This window comes from Flavonifractor sp. An92 (genome assembly GCF_002159175.1).
GTDB lineage: Bacteria > Bacillota > Clostridia > Oscillospirales > Oscillospiraceae > Pseudoflavonifractor_A.
The window spans coordinates 65205-83019 of the sequence record NZ_NFGZ01000014.1; the positions used below are offsets into that span (position 1 = coordinate 65205).

The 17815-nt window shown below is 48.3% G+C and carries 17 protein-coding genes; 5 read left to right on the plus strand and 12 right to left on the minus strand.

What is annotated here, in order from left to right; all coding sequences use genetic code 11:
* Positions 1-41: 41 nt before the first annotated feature.
* From B5G43_RS10745 to B5G43_RS10760, 5 genes are all read right to left on the minus strand, one after another.
* A complete protein-coding gene (locus B5G43_RS10745) occupies positions 42-1832 on the minus strand; it encodes a recombinase family protein (RefSeq protein ID WP_158097411.1) in 1791 nt (596 codons plus the stop codon).
* A 67-nt stretch (positions 1833-1899) separates the two neighbouring features.
* Complete coding sequence (locus B5G43_RS18020; protein ID WP_275532318.1) at positions 1900-2028, minus strand: hypothetical protein; 129 nt, start codon at positions 2026-2028, stop codon at positions 1900-1902.
* A gap of 21 nt (positions 2029-2049) precedes the next feature.
* Complete coding sequence (gene mobV, locus B5G43_RS10750) at positions 2050-3252, minus strand: MobV family relaxase (protein ID WP_087261119.1); 1203 nt, start codon at positions 3250-3252, stop codon at positions 2050-2052.
* 341 nt (positions 3253-3593) lie between these two features.
* A complete protein-coding gene (locus B5G43_RS10755) occupies positions 3594-4574 on the minus strand; it encodes an AAA family ATPase (RefSeq protein ID WP_158097412.1) in 981 nt (326 codons plus the stop codon).
* Positions 4575-4734: 160 nt separating this feature from the next.
* Entirely contained in the window at positions 4735-4977 is a 243-nt protein-coding gene (locus tag B5G43_RS10760) for a DNA-binding protein (RefSeq protein WP_087261124.1), read from the minus strand.
* Positions 4978-5130: 153 nt separating this feature from the next.
* On the opposite strand from B5G43_RS10760, the gene B5G43_RS10765 reads away from it, so the two are divergent.
* Positions 5131-6153 carry a DUF6076 domain-containing protein gene (locus tag B5G43_RS10765; protein ID WP_087261126.1) on the plus strand — a complete coding sequence of 341 codons (1023 nt, stop codon included), beginning with the start codon at positions 5131-5133 and terminating at the stop codon, positions 6151-6153.
* A gap of 21 nt (positions 6154-6174) precedes the next feature.
* Here B5G43_RS10765 and B5G43_RS10770 read toward each other — a convergent pair whose 3' ends face one another.
* On the minus strand, positions 6175-7674 hold the full coding sequence (locus tag B5G43_RS10770) for a hypothetical protein (RefSeq protein ID WP_087261129.1): 1500 nt from the start codon (positions 7672-7674) through the stop codon (positions 6175-6177).
* Between the two features lie 178 nt (positions 7675-7852).
* On the opposite strand from B5G43_RS10770, the gene B5G43_RS10775 reads away from it, so the two are divergent.
* The 4 genes from B5G43_RS10775 to B5G43_RS10790 all read left to right on the plus strand — a co-directional run bounded on the left by B5G43_RS10775 (position 7853) and on the right by B5G43_RS10790 (position 10211).
* Positions 7853-8041, plus strand: a complete 189-nt coding sequence (locus tag B5G43_RS10775; RefSeq protein WP_087261131.1) for a hypothetical protein — start codon at positions 7853-7855, stop codon at positions 8039-8041.
* Between the two features lie 163 nt (positions 8042-8204).
* Entirely contained in the window at positions 8205-8429 is a 225-nt protein-coding gene (locus tag B5G43_RS10780; RefSeq protein WP_087261133.1) for a helix-turn-helix transcriptional regulator, read from the plus strand.
* Positions 8422-9159: a site-specific DNA-methyltransferase gene (locus tag B5G43_RS10785; protein ID WP_087261134.1), complete on the plus strand. Its 738-nt coding sequence runs from the start codon at positions 8422-8424 to the stop codon at positions 9157-9159. Before B5G43_RS10780 ends, B5G43_RS10785 begins: the two co-directional genes overlap by 8 nt.
* Positions 9156-10211 carry a DNA cytosine methyltransferase gene (locus B5G43_RS10790; RefSeq protein ID WP_087261136.1) on the plus strand — a complete coding sequence of 352 codons (1056 nt, stop codon included), beginning with the start codon at positions 9156-9158 and terminating at the stop codon, positions 10209-10211. The genes B5G43_RS10785 and B5G43_RS10790 overlap by 4 nt, the downstream gene beginning before the upstream one ends.
* Positions 10212-10247: 36 nt before the next feature.
* Here the strand turns inward: B5G43_RS10790 and B5G43_RS10795 are convergent, their stop codons facing one another.
* The 6 genes from B5G43_RS10795 to B5G43_RS10815 all read right to left on the minus strand — a co-directional run.
* On the minus strand, positions 10248-11480 hold the full coding sequence (locus B5G43_RS10795) for a hypothetical protein (protein ID WP_087261138.1): 1233 nt from the start codon (positions 11478-11480) through the stop codon (positions 10248-10250).
* Positions 11477-12751 carry an AAA family ATPase gene (locus B5G43_RS10800; RefSeq protein ID WP_087261140.1) on the minus strand — a complete coding sequence of 425 codons (1275 nt, stop codon included), beginning with the start codon at positions 12749-12751 and terminating at the stop codon, positions 11477-11479. Before B5G43_RS10800 ends, B5G43_RS10795 begins: the two co-directional genes overlap by 4 nt.
* A gap of 4 nt (positions 12752-12755) precedes the next feature.
* Positions 12756-13505, minus strand: a complete 750-nt coding sequence (locus B5G43_RS17095; RefSeq protein ID WP_143382858.1) for a hypothetical protein — start codon at positions 13503-13505, stop codon at positions 12756-12758.
* A 172-nt stretch (positions 13506-13677) separates the two neighbouring features.
* Positions 13678-16320, minus strand: coding sequence for a pyruvate, phosphate dikinase (gene ppdK / locus B5G43_RS10805; protein WP_087261142.1), 2643 nt, complete (start codon positions 16318-16320; stop codon positions 13678-13680).
* Between the two features lie 249 nt (positions 16321-16569).
* Positions 16570-17052, minus strand: a complete 483-nt coding sequence (locus tag B5G43_RS10810; RefSeq protein WP_087261143.1) for a DUF4358 domain-containing protein — start codon at positions 17050-17052, stop codon at positions 16570-16572.
* Positions 17053-17072: 20 nt separating this feature from the next.
* A partial coding sequence (locus tag B5G43_RS10815) for a GDSL-type esterase/lipase family protein (RefSeq protein WP_087261144.1) occupies positions 17073-17815 on the minus strand: 743 nt, incomplete at its 5' end.

The following is a 17815-nucleotide window of genomic DNA, read 5'->3' on the forward strand; positions in this document are numbered from 1 at the left end:
ATGACCACTTGCACCGTTGTACAAGTGGTCATCTTTTTTCCTTATATACTGACTATTACTTTCTTGTCATGCCATTTTTTTCGAAAAAACTTCATCCCTATACTCTTACAGTAAGCAGCTGCCTCGTCCGCAGAAATGGTAAAAGAAAAAAGCTCGTGAGGATCCGTGATATGGTTGGACAACATACTGTCCATGGGAACACCAGAGCTTGAACTTTTCTGCTGCCGGTACAAGTCTAAAGCGATTTGGCTGGCTGTCGGTTGTTCTTCTCCTTTATCGCTGGAAAGGTCCAAGGTCCAGTTGAACGTATCATCGTCAATCAACACCACTTGTAAGATGAATTGGTCGATCAATGCGTCGGATATGGTAGGGCCAGAAAAATCGATCCAACGGTCCAGCGTTTCCCGGATACGAGCAAAATCAAGCGAAAATGCGGCAGATTGTTGATCAGCGGTCGTGCGTAAATCTTTGATTTGTAATTCGAGGGTGCTGATATCGCTTCGTATCGCTGCACTATCGGAGAGAAATTCCTCGCGTGTGATATCTCCCATCGCACACATCCGTCGCAGGCGTTCCAGACTTTTTTGCAACTTTTCCATCTGAGCTTCTTTGGAGCTGAGTGCATTTGTGTAAGTCTCGCTATCTTTAGTCGCACATTCTTCCAGCATCTGATAGGTCAAAAGCACTGCGTCTTTCCGGTCCCTCCAGACCATACGGAATACATCGCGAGCCATAAGGTCGATGTGCCAGTAGGGGATGCTCTTCGATTGGCATATCAGAGACGGGTCCAGTCCGTGGGATATCAGATATTGCGCACTGGCTGTACGCTTTTGTCGGTAACATTCATATCCGTAGCTCTTTTTACCATCTTCATTGATATGCCACAAAAACTTCCGAAAAGCAGAGCCACAGCTGCATCGCAGTTTGGTACACCAGACAGATTGTGGCTCTTTCCGCCCATACTTCTGCATCTTGCCATCCGGCCCAACACAACGGGTACTGCGTTTGCGGCGAATGTCAGAACATTTTTGCCACAGTTCTTCCGAGACGATGGGTTCAAAATCGCCTTTGATGTATACGAACTCTTCTTCTCGATGATAAACTCGCTTTTGGGTCAGATATCCGTCGCTGTGGGACTTGTTATAGCAGATATACCCTTTATAAGTCGCATTTCTGATGATACGGCCGATTCCATCCACTTTCCATGATACTTCTCCGTGGGCGTTTTTGCATCCCAATCGGAGAAGCTCACCGCAAATGCGCTTGTATCCCCACCCTTCTGAATATAACTGAAAAATCTTCTGGACCACATAGGCTTGATCAGGATTTATCTGGTATGTACCTGAGACCAGGTCGTATCCCAAGATGTTCCCGTTCCCATATAAGCGGCCTTTTTCTCGGCTGACTTGCTGGCCGGCCAATACTCGTTCCGATATCTTACGGCTTTCTTCCTGTGCCAATGTAGCCATAATTGTCAACCGCAGCTCGCCGTCCCCGTCCATAGTCCAGATGTTGTCTTGGACAAAATAGACTTCTACATTCAATTTTTTCAATTCGCGGGTAACAGTCAACGTATCTACTGTATTACGGGCAAAACGGCATACCTCACGGGTAACGATAAGGTCGAAGGTCCCGTGCCGGGCAGCTTCCAACATACTCATGAATGCAGGCCGTTTTTGAGCTGCTGTTCCCGTGATGCCTTCATCATAGTATCGCTCCACGATGATCCAATCGGAGTGCTGTTTAGCGATACCCTCATACCATGCCTGCTGATTCTCAAAGGCTGCTAGCTGCGCCTCGTGTTCCGTAGAAACACGACCGTAGATGGCCACTCTACGCAGTGGTGTGACAGGTGGCCCCATGTCGTATTATCGCTCCTTCCTTGAATCGTCCGGGCTATCATGCTGCATTAGCTCCCGTATACTTTTGCAGGACCTTATTGTATGTAGCCGCATTCACCAAACCCTGTGCGTACAGTGCGGCGATCATTTTGATTGCAAACTCGATATCTGTAACGTGGATATCCATAAGATCCATCCTTTCTGATTTTTACCGTGTCATTTGTTTCGTGTGCCGGTGTGAAGGGACCCTTGGTGTGGCGCTTCTTTGCTCAGCGGCTTGCATTCGATCAAGCATTCGCTCACATTCTTCCATGGTCAAACGTGGGTCCACAGATGTGTTGTTAACCGGCGGAGCAGCAGCTTCGCGTACCTTGTCGAGAAACTCTTTGATTTGCGCTTTGAGCTGAGTCGGTAGGGAGGCCAAAACAGCTTTGATTCGTTGCGCTTCCCTCTGCCACTTTGAACACTCTACCTGTAATGCACGATTGGCAGCTTCCAGATGTTCTTTTTCAGCGGCAGCTCGTTCTCGAATCGCTCTCTTTTCGGATTCCGCTTGTTCTCGCACAGACTTCAACTCGGCTTCTAAAGCGAATCGCCGCTCAGCTTCTCGCGAAAGATCCTGCATTGCAGCGGCAGCGCGTTCCTCAGCTTCTAGAGCCTGTTGTTGGATATTGGCAACGGTGATCTCGATATCGCGTCCTAATGGGTACAGCTCTTGTGTGAGCTTTCGCATCTTTTTCTTTTGCGCAGGCACGTTTAATGGGTGGGTACTGTCGATACTTTTTTCCAGCTCATTGACGATACCATTCATCTTGTTGGATTTGCGTAGTTCGGACATTTCGATGTGCTTGTGGCCAGTTTCTTCCACAGAGCGTCCTCGAGATAGCTCCGGGAACCGTGCGCTCATACAGTCAAAAAATTCATTTTGCCATGTGACGCATCCTTTTTTTCCGCCGATGATATCTTTGGCTGAAAGTCGGCCATCGGATGTGATGGGGACGAACACCATGTGTAAATGGGGTGTTTTTTCATCCATATGTACAACGGCAGAAATGATATTGGAGCGACCTACCTTCTGTGCGATAAAATCGCAACCAGCAGTAAAAAACTCTTTTATCTTTTCCGGGGACTTACCCTCAAAAAATTCTGGCCCACTTGTGATGATGGTATCGATACAGACGACACTATCTTTTCTGATTCGTGTATTCAGCTTGGAGATTCTTTCCTCTATCTCCTGACGATAATGAGCTGACGGTCTAATCAGATGATAATCATCTTTTATGCGGTCTATATCTATTGTTGGATTGCTGGTATAGGTCTTTTTGAGACGTTCATGGTGTGCTTCGATACCATGGATACCACTGCCACGCTTCATTTTTTCAAAACGAAGGATAGCATAATTTTCTCCCATTCGTGTTCACTCTCCTTTACTGCGGAGGTATGACACTTTGCCCTATCGCGGCCAAGGCTGCGGAAGGCGCACTTTGCATGAAATGAGAACGGGGGCCAGCGATTACGGGCAAAGTGTAACATACTATACTTATTGCATAAGTAGTATGGCAGGGAAGTTTCCCTGCACCCTCTGGGGCTGCTGACTGCGGTCAGCTACCAACGACACCGTCGGTGTTACCGTTGGTCATGATAGTTGGACACCGTCGCCACCGTCGGCGGTGACCGTCGGTATTCGCCGTCGGCGGTGCATTGCTTTGCCCAACTATCCATACCGTCGACAACACCGTTGGTGTCGACGGTTCAAGCTGGTATCACGATATCCAGCTTGATGATCTTCTCTTTACCGCTATACCCGGAATTAAATATTATCCCGTGCTGCTGGTGAAGAGAAGGGCCTATGCTGCGCAGCTTTTTGGAGAGTGTGGCCGGGGTCATTTGAAGTTCGGGAGAAAATGCGGCAAGCTCTTCTAACAATTTTGAAGAGGTACCTTGCCAGTGTTGGTTCTCAGCCAGAAGAGCGAGAAGCGCAGAGATCAGGTGGTCCTCTTGCCGCAGGGCAGGAGCCTGCCGCTCATTTTTTAACCAATAGCAAAAGGTGTCGTCAAATGTGAGGGAAAACTCGAAAGAGGGTGTATCACGATTGGATATCGTCAACGTGGCGCTATTTTCAGTTCGCTTCTCCCGCAGCAACACCCACATCCCATCGGAGCCGCCAGAAATACCGGTACTTCCTGTGATCATATTGACAGGATCGTTATCTTCCATTTTGCGGGTATGGGTCACAAGGATGATGGTGACGCGATATCGTTCTATGATTTCCCGAAATCGATTCATGGTTTCATAATCGGCAGCGTACATATTCTTGTCATTGACATTGCTACGGATATGCTGCATCGTATCTATGACAACGAGCTGAGTCTCTGAATGTGCAGCGATGAACTCACAGATCTGCTGTATCAGTCCATCGTTGATCGTCTTAGAGCGCAGCACGAAATGAATATGCTCCATCCCATCTATCGAGCCGTAATGTTCAAATCGAGATTGCAGCCGTGCATATGTATCTTCCAACGCCATATAAAGCACGTCGCCTTTTACCGAAGGAAATTCCCATAGACCATATCCCGTAGCTACTGCATAAGATATCTGCTGTACGAGCCATGATTTTCCTGCCTTAGGTGGCCCAGCCAATACGAATAGACCATGGGGCAGGATCGGTTCTATGCAATAACATAGCGGCGGGATCTCCATACTCATGAGGGTCTTTCCATCGATCGAATCCAAGGGCACAGGTGCTTCATAATTGAATTCGTGGGTCCATGATGGTATAGTAGATGAGGACCTGGTTCTGTCATGAGGGCTAGGGCTAAGCGGCTGTTCCCTCGCTGCGCCAACAGCGGGATCCGGAACAGCCGCATTTTTGTTCCATGGGGTGCCAGAGTTATCAATCATCTTCGGCACCCCCAGTCTGATAACTGTTTAGCCATTGCAGTAGCGCGTCTTTATAGACGAATTTCCGACCTTTGACTTTTAACGTCGGAAATCCCGGGACATTCATCAGCCCATATATGCTGCTTTGGCTGATATGCAAAAGCGGCACGAGCTGTGCAGCAGTCAGCACGTCGGGGGCTTCTTTCCATTGCTGACCGCGGACGATACCGGGGTCTATGATTCGATTCGTTCCCATTTTGTCACTCCTTCACTTGAACTTTTAGGAAAATCGCGTTACAATAATCGCAAGATTTCCTATTGCTATTTTAAAATCAAAAATTTCAAAAGTCAAGAAAATTGCGAATAATAAATCGTAATTTTCCTTAACGACCCGCAAGGAGGGCCTGTTATGTCTTTACATAACGATATCATAGAGTTTTTTGGGCGTTATCCCGATAAGCTGTCGATGGGATTATACACGCAGGAACATGACGAGATCTTTTTTGTAGCCTGTCTGAGCGATAAAGAGAAGGGTACCCCCTTCGAGGTCGGGGTGTTTGAACTTGGACAGAGCATGATCGATTTTCTGTATGACCCAGACTATGAACGAATCGTCGGGGCGCTGCTGGAATCGGATAGTCATGTAAAACAGATATTGGAAGCTCCGAACGATGTTGCTCGTTGGGTCCCACTCTATCTCCTGTTGCAAGCAGCTCAGAGCCAATTTTTCTATTTCTACCTTGTTCAGGAAATCGTGACTGCTTACAAGAGCAAAATGTGCAGACCGGATGGAACGCCCTATCCCATAGATTATTTTTGTGAAATAGGGCGTTCTTATCAGCGGCTTCGTGAGCGAGTGAAGGATATAGTGGGCGTTTGTTTTGAAGAAACATCCAAAAACGGAGCTTCTGCCACTGAACGCTACATTGAAAACTTCCCGCTGGATACGCTTTTATATAGGGATGTAAGTGGAGAACCCGTTCCGGCAAGGCCATATAAAGAGGGGGAACCGATGAGCTATAAAATGGCCGAGGTCCTTCATCCAAGGATGCCTGAGGATATTGGAAACTTCTTGTTCTTCCAGTATCTAAAAGAGAACATCCTTTTCAAGCGTTGCGAGAATTGTCAGAAGTATTTTGTTGCCACAGGACGCAGTAACGTAAAATACTGCGATAGAATGGTAGATGAAACGGGAAAGACGTGCCGCCAGATCGCACCAGCCATGACTTTTCGTGAAAAGCGTAAGGATAGTCCGGCTGAAAAGGTGTTCAATCGAGCCTATAAGACGCTCCATTCCCGTATGTCCGCTGGCAAACTGAGTAAAGAGTTGTTCAAAGAGTGGTCTAAGGAAGCCCGCCAAAAGCGCGATGAATGCGCCGCCGGAAAAATCACCCTCGAAGATTTTGAACGCTGGCTCGTCGATGGGGACTAATACCGCAGCAAGTTCCCAGATTTATAGGCCATAATCCTTCCAGCGTTTCAATTCGATATGATAGTTTTCTCCATTCGTATCCTTGCAGGTGTTGAGGTAGTCGGCCAGTTGCACTGTGCCATGGGAGTGTCGCTCAGCCAGCAGTACCAGTTTGTCGGGGCGTAGGCCATCATGTATGGCACCGGTATGATACATGATAAGTTGAAAAACATCTTTTTCTTGGCTGACATGGAGTTTACACTCAAAGAGGATAAGCTGAGAGCCAGTAAAAAGATAGATATCAATCAATGGTGGAGATTTTTCGATAAAGTTGTACACGGGCATCTGGGTAAGGACCGTGGCTTGTGGTCCATATTTCTCTCTAAATCTCTTGGCTAGTCTTTCGCAGAGCAATACCTCTCGCTTGGTCTGTGTTGAGCTTTTGTAAGTGGCTGGCCTTGGGCAATGGTTACGAATCCAATCATACAAAGCTGCCAGACGATAGTCTCCATAGAATAATTTGTCTTTGGTCGGCACAGGCGGTGGAAGCGCATCATTTGTACCGCCATCTGATACATCCAGCTCGATCACTGCAAGAAAACCGTTATGCTGGGGATGGTCTTTGCCCCAAATCGCAGAGAAAATGTGATGTTCGATCATACGTCCATTTTCATATACCATGACCCCAGCATTTGAAAAACTCTTCCGAAAATATCGGGCGGTACTAGGATGATTATCGATCTCTCCGAAGTGATATCGAACACGGACTGGTCCAGCCCCGAGGTCAAGGATGCAGGAACCTTGATCCGGTGTCTGCGTAGAATGCCATACAGGTTCCAATGCCCGCACACGGTAAGAGCGACGTTTTCCCTCTGCTGTATGGATATGGATATTGATCATGAATCCTGCCCGAAGATAGGGCGCGTAGATAACAGCAAGTTCTTCTCTGATACACTGCACAAGAGTGATAAAGGAGATATCATGGCCGGGATAACCCTTCCCCGAGGTGTTGAACAAAGCTCTGCTGCAAGGAAAGCTGACATAGGTCCCTGAGGCGTCGAATCTCCCCGGCCAGGGATCTTCTTGTATATCACAGATATCTGCGGCCATCCCTGACGTGCGATAGGGAGCGTGTACACGGCGATATGTCCCATTGGATACTTCTTCTTGGGTGCGGGTAAAAAGTGCCCAGTGCGCGTTCTCTGGGTCGAATGTGGCTAATATCTTTTTGAGTGCTACGCCGTAGCGATTAAGCGGTGTTTCCGCGCCAGCCGAAGAGGCGTATGTCATACAGGCATCCAGATTTTTGATACCAGCGCCGGTATCTTCTACGCGAACGTAGATATCTCCTTGCCCGTTCTCAGCTGCACACTCCTGCAAAGTGATGGCGATCTCTCGCTGTTCGGTTTGATTCGCGACCATACTGCTGATAGAATCGTCGCAGAGTTCACAGAGCATATAAGGGAACGTATCATGACTGTCTGCTATGCCATACCAGAGATTCACATCATTGATCGCGTTGTGAATAGGGATCTTTTTCATGGATCTGATTCTCCTTTTCTCTTTTATCGCTATTATCATACTACACTGTTTAAGTACATTCTATTGGCACAATATACACTGTTTAAGTGTATTCTTTTGATAAACTGTACAATTGTACTTGTTAAGTGTATTTTTTGCCGATATAATGGGAGCAACAAAAGAGAAATGGGGCGGGAACATGGCCGAAAAGAAAAACAGCGAGGCTAGGATTAAAGCCAACAACCGGTATAATGAAAAGGCATATGATCGAATCAATATTGCTGTTCCAAAAGGGAAAAAAGCGATTATTGCAGAGAAAGCCGCGCAAAATGGAGAGAGTATTAATGCTTTTGTGAACCGCGCAATCGACCGTGAACTTGACCGATAATCACTTTTATATGCAGCAACAAAAGGCGCCTGTTTTTTCGGGCGCCTTTTGTGAGTTCTTTATAATATTAAATGATAATTTTAGAATCGCAAAGAAAATATTTACTTGTAAAAAAGATATGATATACTTATAAAAGTATCCGAGCCAGAGAGGAGGGGATCCTGTGCCTATAAGCTATAAGAAATTATGGAAATTATTGATTGATAAAGATCTGAAGAAAAAGGACCTCCAGAGACTGACCGGCATCAGTTCTGCAACTATGGCCAAGTTGAGTCATAACGAAACCATTCGTAGCGATACTCTTGAAAAAATTTGTATGGCTTTAGATTGTAATATTGCAGACATCATGGAGTTTAAAAAAGTGCGTGAGGAGAGTCATGATGAATAAGCCATACTTGGTATTTAATGAAGATTGTATTAAAGCTATGAGCCGTATGGATAGCGACTCTGTCGATCTGATCCTGACGGACCCTCCCTATAATTTAGGGAAGTTTATGAAAGAGCGTGCTACAAACTTGAAGCAAATGCGCGACAATTTTTTTGGTGCTGCCGGGTGGGATGATCTGGATTTCAATGAGTGGGAGGTGTCGATGGACAACTTTTTCTCAGAGGCATCGCGAGTAATAAAAAATGGCGGCTCTGTCATTGTATTTATGTCTATCATCAAGGTAGAAACCATAATTAAACTTGCAACAAAGCATGGGTTTTATTATAAAACAACTGGAATCTGGCATAAACTGAATCCAATGCCCCGCAATATGAACCTGCATTTTATTAACTCCACGGAAGCATGGATTTACTTTGTATATAAAAAACATACAGGAGTATTTAACAATAACGGAAAGGCTGTCCATGATTTTTTTGAAACCTCCGTTACTCCTGCTGGGGAGCGTAGTTTTGGGAAACATCCAACCCAAAAACCTGTGGCTCTTCTTGAAAAAATGATAGAATTGCTTTCAAATCCCTCAGATATTGTGTTCGACCCTTTTATGGGCAGTGGGAGCACTGGTGTGGCTGCTGTGAAAATGGGACGCAAATTTATCGGATCTGAGATAAACGAAGAATATTACAACATTAGCAAAAGCAGATTAGAAAGCGTGGTTTGCGAAACACTATGAAAATGATTGATTTATTTGCAGGTGTGGGCGGACTTTCATTGGGGTTTGAATCCAAAGGATTTGAAGTCGTTTTAGCAAATGAATATGATCCATCTATTGCCGAAGCTTATATTAAAAACCGAAAAAATCCTAACATGATCGTCGAGGATATCACTAAGCTCCCCATTGAAAAAACATTTGCTCCTTATCGAGGTGTGACCGATTTAGTAGTTGGTGGACCACCTTGCCAAGGATTCTCCCAAAAAGGGCAAAGAAAAACCATCAATGATCCTCGAAACTTTTTATTTAAATACTTTGTCAATGTTGTTGCAAATGTACAGCCTCGGTATTTCGTGATGGAGAACGTGCCAAATTTGCTCACAACAGAAAATGGCTATTTTAAAAAAGAAATTGAGAGTATGTTTGCTGCTTTAGGGTACAAAACAAACGCAGCAGTCCTGTGTGCCGCAGATTTTGGAGTTCCGCAAAACAGGAACAGGGCATTTATTATCGGAAAACATACCGAAGGAGATCCGGTTGAACTTCCAAAGGTAATAGAAAGGCGAACCACAATTTGGGATGCCATTAGTGATTTGGCATATCTTGAATCCGGAGAAGGCGAAGAAATCCAAGAATATATAACCTCTCCAGAGTCAGATTATCAAAGAAAAATGCGACAGGGAAGTGAGTTGTTATTTAACCATAAAGCAACCAAACATTCTGAGATCGCACTTGAAAGACTTCGCTTAATTCCTCCTAATTGCGGAAAAGAATGCTTGCCTAAAGAGCATTTGACAAAATCCATTTACAGTGGTACTTGGACCCGAATGAAACAAGATGATATCTCGGTGACAATTACCACCCGATTTGATACACCATCGTCTGGGTGTTTTACCCACCCTTATTTGAATCGTGCCATAACTGTACGCGAAGCTGCACGTATTCAGTCTTTCCCTGATACTTTTCATTTCTATGGTTCAAAAACTTCTCAAATGAAACAAGTAGGAAACGCAGTGCCACCTATGCTCGCTGCTGCGGTTGCTCAAGCAATTCTTGAAGATATGCGTAAATAAAAAAGGTCAGCACCTACAAAGGGGTGCTGACCTTTTTCATCTTACGATTGATTTAATGTGAGCCAAGAAGTCTTTCCAATTTAAACACTTAGACAAATCTACAGTCCGTATGAGAAGAGGACATAGCGCCCCAGTATTTGAGACAAAAGAAAAATCGCCTACAAACTGTGTGTCGTTTTCTGTGTGAGGGTACATCAAAAAAACGCGATCAACATCAGGAATTGCAGTGGCATAAGCGTTCATTTGATATATGTCACTCTCTTTAACAAATTTGGTTGGCAGTTTCCATTTTGTGTCAATAATGGTTTTCGTAGAGGAGTCAAATATTGTAATATCTGGCCTAAGATTAATAAATTTTTTCCCTGTTCCGGAATTGCGCAATAAATGGCTGCCGGTTTTTTGGTAAAAAACATGGTGTCCCCAAATATTACGGCAAGCTTTGTAAATGAACAACTCGTAGAGATCGTTCATATCAAACAACATAGCATTTACTGGGACAGTTCCTGCATTTAAAGTAGCCAACCGATTTTGAAGGAAAAGACTTCCATACCGGTATGCATCTTCGGCAATAGCGTTTGTGGAATTGAATGAAATTCGGTAAACTAACGCCTGTTTAGGGGAAACTGGTAGAATCTCATCAAACAGAGAAAGAAACTGATTTATACGCTTAATATTGGCGGAATCTCGGCTTCGCTTTTTCATTTCCCACAAGCAGGCTTTGAAAAATCGATTTAAGGGATTGTCAGAAATATACTTAGAATATTTACAGACAAATCTTGTGGGGGTTAGAAGATTGCGATTAATCTGTTTGCTAATTACTATTTTTCCTTTTACTGCTTGTAGATTGTTCTCTACCTTTTGATACGATCTCAATAAACCGTGATCGAGATACGTTTCCAGCGATAAAAGAAAAATATCGATTATTATCTCAACCAAGGAATCTTTTTGAGGCGCAATCGAACCACGAAACTTTTTGCTGGAATTGGCTTGATGTGCGATTAAGAGCATTCTGGTCAAAATTTTCCTTAATTCGTCAGGAGAATGCATTCCTGCGATTTTAGGTAAAATTTCAACAGAAAATTCTGGCAAATCAATAACACCAACCCAATGCTGGGCAATGAGACAGCGATTCCCCCATTTGAAAATAGGAACATCATCGACGATTAATGACTGTAAACAAACTGCATCATCTTTGGATATTTGCTTCCTAGAAAGGTCTCTGGTATTCCTTACGGATAGGCGCTCATACTCAGTTATTGAGACCGTCATGGTGTGATTCCCTCATAAATCTGTCTCAAAGCGTTATCATCAATTGGAGATCTTGTAAAGAATCTCTTTTTGTCATCCAATAAATATTCTCCAGTGAAGGGAAACAGCGTATCCACAGATAGCGTTGAGTTTTGATAAATTGCGGTTGGCTTTAGATTTCCATCGCTGTCCAAGTCATTAAAAATTAATTGAATTTTTTGCAGATCATCATAGAAGTATTCTTCCAGTAGGGGAATGATCTTCTGTGCTAAGATTATGGCAATATCCTCTTTTGTGCGGACACTCATAAAGTAGGCATGTCCAATCAAATGATTGGCATCGAGCAATATTTCAATGCGTTTATTAATTGTTTCAAAGAGGGCAATAAGATCGATACCATCTACATTGTGTGCGTCAATTCCTGCAATTTCCAATTCTCGCAGGATGATATTTGAGTCAGGAGCCATCGGCACGAAAGAGAAACGCCGGCGTAGAGCGATATCGATATTAGCTATTGATTTATCCGCTGAATTCATTGTGCCTAAAATATTAAGGTTATTTGGAACTACAAATCTCTCTTTAGAATAGGGCAACTCAGCAGACAACTCGCTTGCTTCACCTTTTCGTTTATCGACTTCAATCAAGCTAATAAGCTCACCAAAAATTTCGGCAATATTTCCGCGATTGATTTCATCAATAAAAATCGCGTATTCTTTTTCGGGATGATTGATAGCCTTTTCGCAAATTAATTTAAAGATTCCCGGTTTTGGGGAATAGTCAATCGTGTGTGTAGCTGCATCATAAGTCGGACGAATTCCCTCAATAAAATCCTCATAAGAAAAGGATTGGTGGAAGGTCACAAAGGAATATCTTTTATCAACGTCTGACGTGCTCAGATATGTTTCAAAAAAGTGCGGATCATGTTTCAATAAGCGAATTCGATCAACATACCACCCTGTTCCCAATGAAACCTCAAAGAAAATGCGAGGATTTTCACGGAGAGCGTGTATGGGGGATGGTGAAATCTGATGTTTTTCAAGCACAGAGGAAACCCTAACAGGAGTTCTCAGAACCAGAGAATCTACTTTTGCTTGGATATCTGTGGCCTGCATCTTTCCTTTATTCTGGAGGATAATTAAGGCAATCAGCAGCCACTCCTTGCTGTTTCTTGTGTAAGCACTGATAATTTGCGCGTCCGTAATGTCAAAATCAGTGTAATCATTAAGCATGGATTGTAGCAAATATGTTTTTCCGGTGCCCGGAGGACCATAGTATATAATATTTTGTGCCATAATCTTACCTCACGTGAAGCAATTTTTGCCCATGAAGCGATGGGCCATTAACCACATTAGTGGTTGCGAAGGTATGCGTATACGCATCCAGAATCAGATTAAATCGTTTGGACGAGATGAATCCAATCTCGCGCATATATTTCTGATCATCTTTGATTCTTAGCTGCGCTTTTCGCGGTTCTCCTCCTTCCACACGGTCACGAGCGGTATTATAATTATACTCAAAATCACAAACATCCAGAATATGCGCGAGGAAGTCCCCTATTTCCGGCAGAGGGCAATCCAACACAATGTAACGAATGGTATACTTGCTCCTATCGATGTCGATAGATCCTCTTCCGTCGAATGCGCCAAGAATAAAGGCGTGCTGCACCTCGGTTTCGGATGCTTCGAGTGCAGGTCTCAACCCCGTAAACAGATCAGAAATATTTGTAAGTGTAGTAGCTCGGAAAAAACTACCAAAACCAGGCAAACGAAATTTCCCAGAATCTAAGTTTGTCCCATGAATATTCTCACTCATTAAGGTTTGTCCACCCATCGGCATGGAGAGCTGCCGAACATTATCAAAATGTTCTTCGATTTCAACATGTGTCGCATAGCCATAATTATAGCGTACAGGTGCAACCCAATATACGTCATTGTCTACGGTGACTTTTTCGTTGGCAGCACAAATACCGCCCAAAAAATACGCGATTTCAGGAGTCAAATAACGAGAACCAAAATCAATACCAGAATCAAATACCACATACGGCATAAAAAATCCTCCCCCTGATAGAAATCAAATTCTGAGCTGATTTCAAGAATTATTATATTCTTGCAAAAAAACAAAAGCAACCCGGCTTCCTCACCGTGAGTAGAAATAGTGCCCTCCCAACTTTTCGGGTTGAGAGGGCACTATATATTAAATTATAGACAATCCGAAAATCTTATTTCCTCGGATTTTTGATGGCAGCCTGCGCGGCGGCGAGGCGGGCGATGGGCACGCGGTAGGGGGAGCAGGACACATAGTCCAGGCCAGCGCCGTGGCAGAACTCCACGCTGGTGGGGTCGCCGCCGTGCTCGCCGCAGATGCCCAGATGGATGTCGGGGCGGGCCTCACGGCCCAGCTTGGCGGCCATCTTCACCAGGCGGCCCACGCCGTTCTGGTCCAGATGGGCGAAGGGATCGGACTCATAGATCTTGTGCTCATAGTAGGCGTTGAGGAACTTACCGGCGTCGTCGCGGGAGAAGCCGAAGGTCATCTGAGTCAGGTCGTTGGTGCCGAAGGAGAAGAACTGGGCCTCCTTGGCGATCTCGTCGGCGGTGAGGGCGGCGCGGGGGATCTCGATCATGGTGCCGACCTCATACTTCATGTCCAGGCCGGAGGCGGCGATGAGCGCGTCGGCGGTCTTGACCACCACGTCCTTGACGAACTTCAGCTCCTTGACCTCGCCCACCAGGGGGATCATGATCTCGGGGACCATGGTCCAGTCGGGGTGCTTCTTCTGCACGTTGATGGCGGCGTTGATGACAGCGGTGGTCTGCATCTCGGCGATCTCCGGGTAGGAGACGGCCAGACGGCAGCCGCGGTGACCCATCATGGGGTTGAACTCGTGGAGGGAGGAGATGACGTTGTGGAGCTTCTCCACGGTCAGGCCCATCTCCTGGGCGATCTCCGCGATGTCCTCCTCCTTGGTGGGCAGGAACTCGTGGAGCGGGGGATCCAGGAAGCGGATGACCACGGGCAGGCCCTCCATGGCCTCGTAGATGCCCTCAAAGTCGCCCTGCTGATAGGGCAGGATCTTGGCCAGGGCCTTCTTGCGGTCCTCGGTGTTATCGGAGACGATCATCTCCCGCATGGCCTTGATGCGCTCGCCCTCGAAGAACATATGCTCGGTGCGGCACAGGCCGATGCCCTGGGCGCCGAAGGCGCGGCCCTGGGCGGCGTCGCGGGGGGTGTCGGCGTTGGTGTAGACCTTGAGCTGGCGGTACTTGTCGGCCCAGCCCATCAGGCGGCCGAAGTAGCCGGAGCCGGGATCGGCGGGCACGGTGGGGATGGCCTCACCGTAGATGTTGCCGGTGGAGCCGTTGAGGCTGATCCAGTCGCCCTCGTGGTAGGTGTTGCCGCCCAGAGTGAACTGCTTGGCGTCGTAATCCACCACGATCTCGCCGCAGCCGGACACGCAGCAGGTGCCCATGCCGCGGGCCACCACGGCGGCGTGAGAGGTCATGCCGCCCCGGACGGTCAGGATGCCCTGGGCGACCTGCATGCCCTCGATGTCCTCGGGGGAGGTCTCCAGCCGGACCAGGATCACCTTCTCGCCCCGGTCATGCCACTCCTTGGCGTCCTCGGCGGTAAAGACCACCCGGCCGCAGGCGGCGCCGGGAGAGGCGGCCAGGCCCTTGCCGATGACGGCGGCCTTCTTCAGGGCCTCGGGGTCGAACTGGGGGTGCAGCAGGGAGTCCAGCTGCTTGGGCTCCACGCGGCAGACGGCGGTCTGCTCGTCGATCATGCCCTCGTCCACCAGGTCCACGGCCACCTTCAGGGCGGCGGCGGCGGTGCGCTTGCCGTTACGGGTCTGGAGCATGTAGAGCTTGCCATTCTCGATGGTGAACTCCATGTCCTGCATGTCCTTGTAGTGCTGCTCCAGGCGGTTGGCGATGGCGGCGAACTGGTCGTACACCTCGGGCATCTCCTCGTGGAGCTTGCTGATGGGGGAGGGGGTGCGCACGCCGGCCACCACGTCCTCGCCCTGGGCGTTGATGAGGTACTCGCCGAAGAGGGCCTTCTCGCCGGTGGCGGGGTTGCGGGTGAAGGCAACGCCGGTGCCGGAGTTGCTGCCGGAGTTACCAAAGACCATGGACTGCACGTTGACGGCAGTGCCCCAGTCGTAGGGGATCTCGTTCATGCGGCGATAGACGTTGGCGCGGGGGTTGTCCCAGGAGCGGAACACGGCCTTCACGGCCTCCATGAGCTGGACCTTGGGGTCCTGGGGGAAGTCCTCGCCCTTTTCCTTCTTATAGAACTCCTTAAAGAGGACCACCAGACGCTTCATGTCGTCGGTGTCCAGGTCGATGTCCTGGGTGACGCCCTTCTCGGCCTTCACCTCGTCGATGATCTCCTCAAAGCGCTTCTTGGTCAGCTCCATCACCACGTCGGAGAACATCTGGATGAAGCGGCGGTAGGAGTCGTAGGCGAAGCGGGGGTTGTCGGTGAACTTGGCCAGGCCCTCCACCACGGTATCATTGAGGCCCAGGTTGAGGATGGTGTCCATCATGCCGGGCATGGAGGCCCGGGCGCCGGAGCGGACGGAGACCAGCAGAGGATTCTCGGGATCGGCAAACTTCTTGCCGCAGATCTCCTCCATCTTGCCCAGATACTCATAGATCTGCGCCTGGATGTCGTCGTTGATCTGCCGGCCGTCATTATAGTACTGGGTGCAGGCCTCGGTGGTCACGGTGAAGCCCTGAGGCACCGGCATGCCCAGATTGGTCATCTCCGCCAGGTTGGCGCCCTTGCCGCCCAGCAGCTCCCGCATGGAGCCGTTGCCCTCGGAGAATAGATAGACGTATTTATGCGCGTTGGCCATGTGTCATTCCTCCTACAAAGCGTTCAGCTAAATGGAATTATACCATTTATACGAAAAAAAGCAATAGAAATCGAGGAATATCATGTAAACTCCTGATTTTAGCTGAATTTGATGGAAGAAATCGGGCATAAAAAGGGAGCAAACTATGGCGAAATGACGAAAAAGGGGGAGCGGAGGGAAGGAAACAAGAAAAATTCCACGCAAAAAAAGTGCCGGTAAAAATTTTTACCGGCACATAAATATGAAAGATTATGAATCCAGTCCGTTCAGCACTTCCTGGGCGGCGTCGGCGTCGGCCGCCACCACCAGGAGCACGGAATTGCCCTTCTGCTCCACGATGGCCTTGTCCAGCTTGGCCACCTCTTCGGGCTGGTAGTCCTTCAGGGCCTCGGTCTGATCGCTGACCCGGGTCTTGAGGGCCTCCAGGGCGGTCTTGGCGGTGTCCTCGTCCTTCAGTGTGAGGACCGCGATCTCCTCGGCGCCGGCGGTGAGGGAGGTGTACACCGCGCTGTCGGTGACGTTGGCGGCGTCGATGTCATAGAGGGGACCGCACACCAGATCCAGCTTCATGGCTTCCAGCGGCTCAGAGAAGGCGGAGGAGTCCAGCAGGGCCTTGGCGGTGGAGGCGGGATCGTAGGGCTTGGCGGCGCTCTCTCCGCCGCCGCCGCAGGCGGTCAGCAGGGCGCCCAGCAGCAGGGCCGGAACCAAAAGACGGACCATCAGATTACGCATAGTGATTTCTCCTTATCGATTCAACTTAATGTATCGGGGTCTACGGTGTGGCACATCAGGTAGGACAGCCATTCCTGATACCAGCTCTTGGTGAAGTGGACGCCGTCCACGGTGTTCTCCTGGGCCAGGATGCCCTCGGGGGTGCTGAGGGCGGTGGCTACGTCCACCAGGACCACTTCCTTTTCCACCGCCAGCTGGGAGAAGATGCTGTTGTACACCGCCACCTTGTCGTTGTTCACATACGAGGGCCAGTTCTTGGCGCAAAGGGTGGGGTTCACCGGCACCTGGTTCTGCAGGTAGATGATGGCGTCGGGCTGGGTGGCCCGGATATGGTCGATGAGGGCGGCGAACTTGTCGTGGAAGCCCTGGTCATCGTAGTAGCCCAGCTCGTTGATGCCCAGGGAGATGTACACCTTTTTGAACTTCCCGCTCTCGTGGGTCAGGGCGTCCACAATGGAGTAGGACGTGCCGTCGATGTCGATGAGCTTCTTGGGATCGTCCTTCATCACGTCGAAGATGGTGATGCCCTTGTAGCAGAAGAAAGTGGCGCCCTCAATGCCGCTGTACAGCTGCAGGCCCTCGGTGCGGGAGTCGCCGATGAAGAGGGCGTCGGAGAAGTAGCTCATATCCACGGCCGCGGTCTCGGGGGCGGGCTGGCTGTAGTCAAACTTCGCCGCGGGCGAGGTGGTGGGCGCAGCCTCCGGCGAGGGGGAAGGGGAGGCCTCCGTGTCGGCCGTCTGGACCGGCGTGGTGGGGGTGATGG

Bases quoted from the DNA above. Each gene is read 5' to 3' on its own strand.
- B5G43_RS10800 (WP_087261140.1), bottom strand. From the start codon at position 12,751: ATGGCACAAAATATTATATACTATGGTCCTCCGGGCACCGGAAAAACA.
- B5G43_RS10765 (WP_087261126.1), top strand. From the start codon at position 5,131: ATGTCTTTACATAACGATATCATAGAGTTTTTTGGGCGTTATCCCGAT.
- mobV (WP_087261119.1), bottom strand. From the start codon at position 3,252: ATGGGAGAAAATTATGCTATCCTTCGTTTTGAAAAAATGAAGCGTGGC.
- B5G43_RS10810 (WP_087261143.1), bottom strand. From the start codon at position 17,052: ATGCGTAATCTGATGGTCCGTCTTTTGGTTCCGGCCCTGCTGCTGGGC.
- B5G43_RS17095 (WP_143382858.1), bottom strand. From the start codon at position 13,505: ATGCCGTATGTGGTATTTGATTCTGGTATTGATTTTGGTTCTCGTTAT.
- B5G43_RS10775 (WP_087261131.1), top strand. From the start codon at position 7,853: ATGGCCGAAAAGAAAAACAGCGAGGCTAGGATTAAAGCCAACAACCGG.
- B5G43_RS10770 (WP_087261129.1), bottom strand. From the start codon at position 7,674: ATGAAAAAGATCCCTATTCACAACGCGATCAATGATGTGAATCTCTGG.
- B5G43_RS10760 (WP_087261124.1), bottom strand. From the start codon at position 4,977: ATGGGAACGAATCGAATCATAGACCCCGGTATCGTCCGCGGTCAGCAA.
- B5G43_RS10785 (WP_087261134.1), top strand. From the start codon at position 8,422: ATGAATAAGCCATACTTGGTATTTAATGAAGATTGTATTAAAGCTATG.
- B5G43_RS10795 (WP_087261138.1), bottom strand. From the start codon at position 11,480: ATGACGGTCTCAATAACTGAGTATGAGCGCCTATCCGTAAGGAATACC.
- B5G43_RS10790 (WP_087261136.1), top strand. From the start codon at position 9,156: ATGAAAATGATTGATTTATTTGCAGGTGTGGGCGGACTTTCATTGGGG.
- B5G43_RS18020 (WP_275532318.1), bottom strand. From the start codon at position 2,028: ATGGATATCCACGTTACAGATATCGAGTTTGCAATCAAAATGATCGCC.
- ppdK (WP_087261142.1), bottom strand. From the start codon at position 16,320: ATGGCCAACGCGCATAAATACGTCTATCTATTCTCCGAGGGCAACGGC.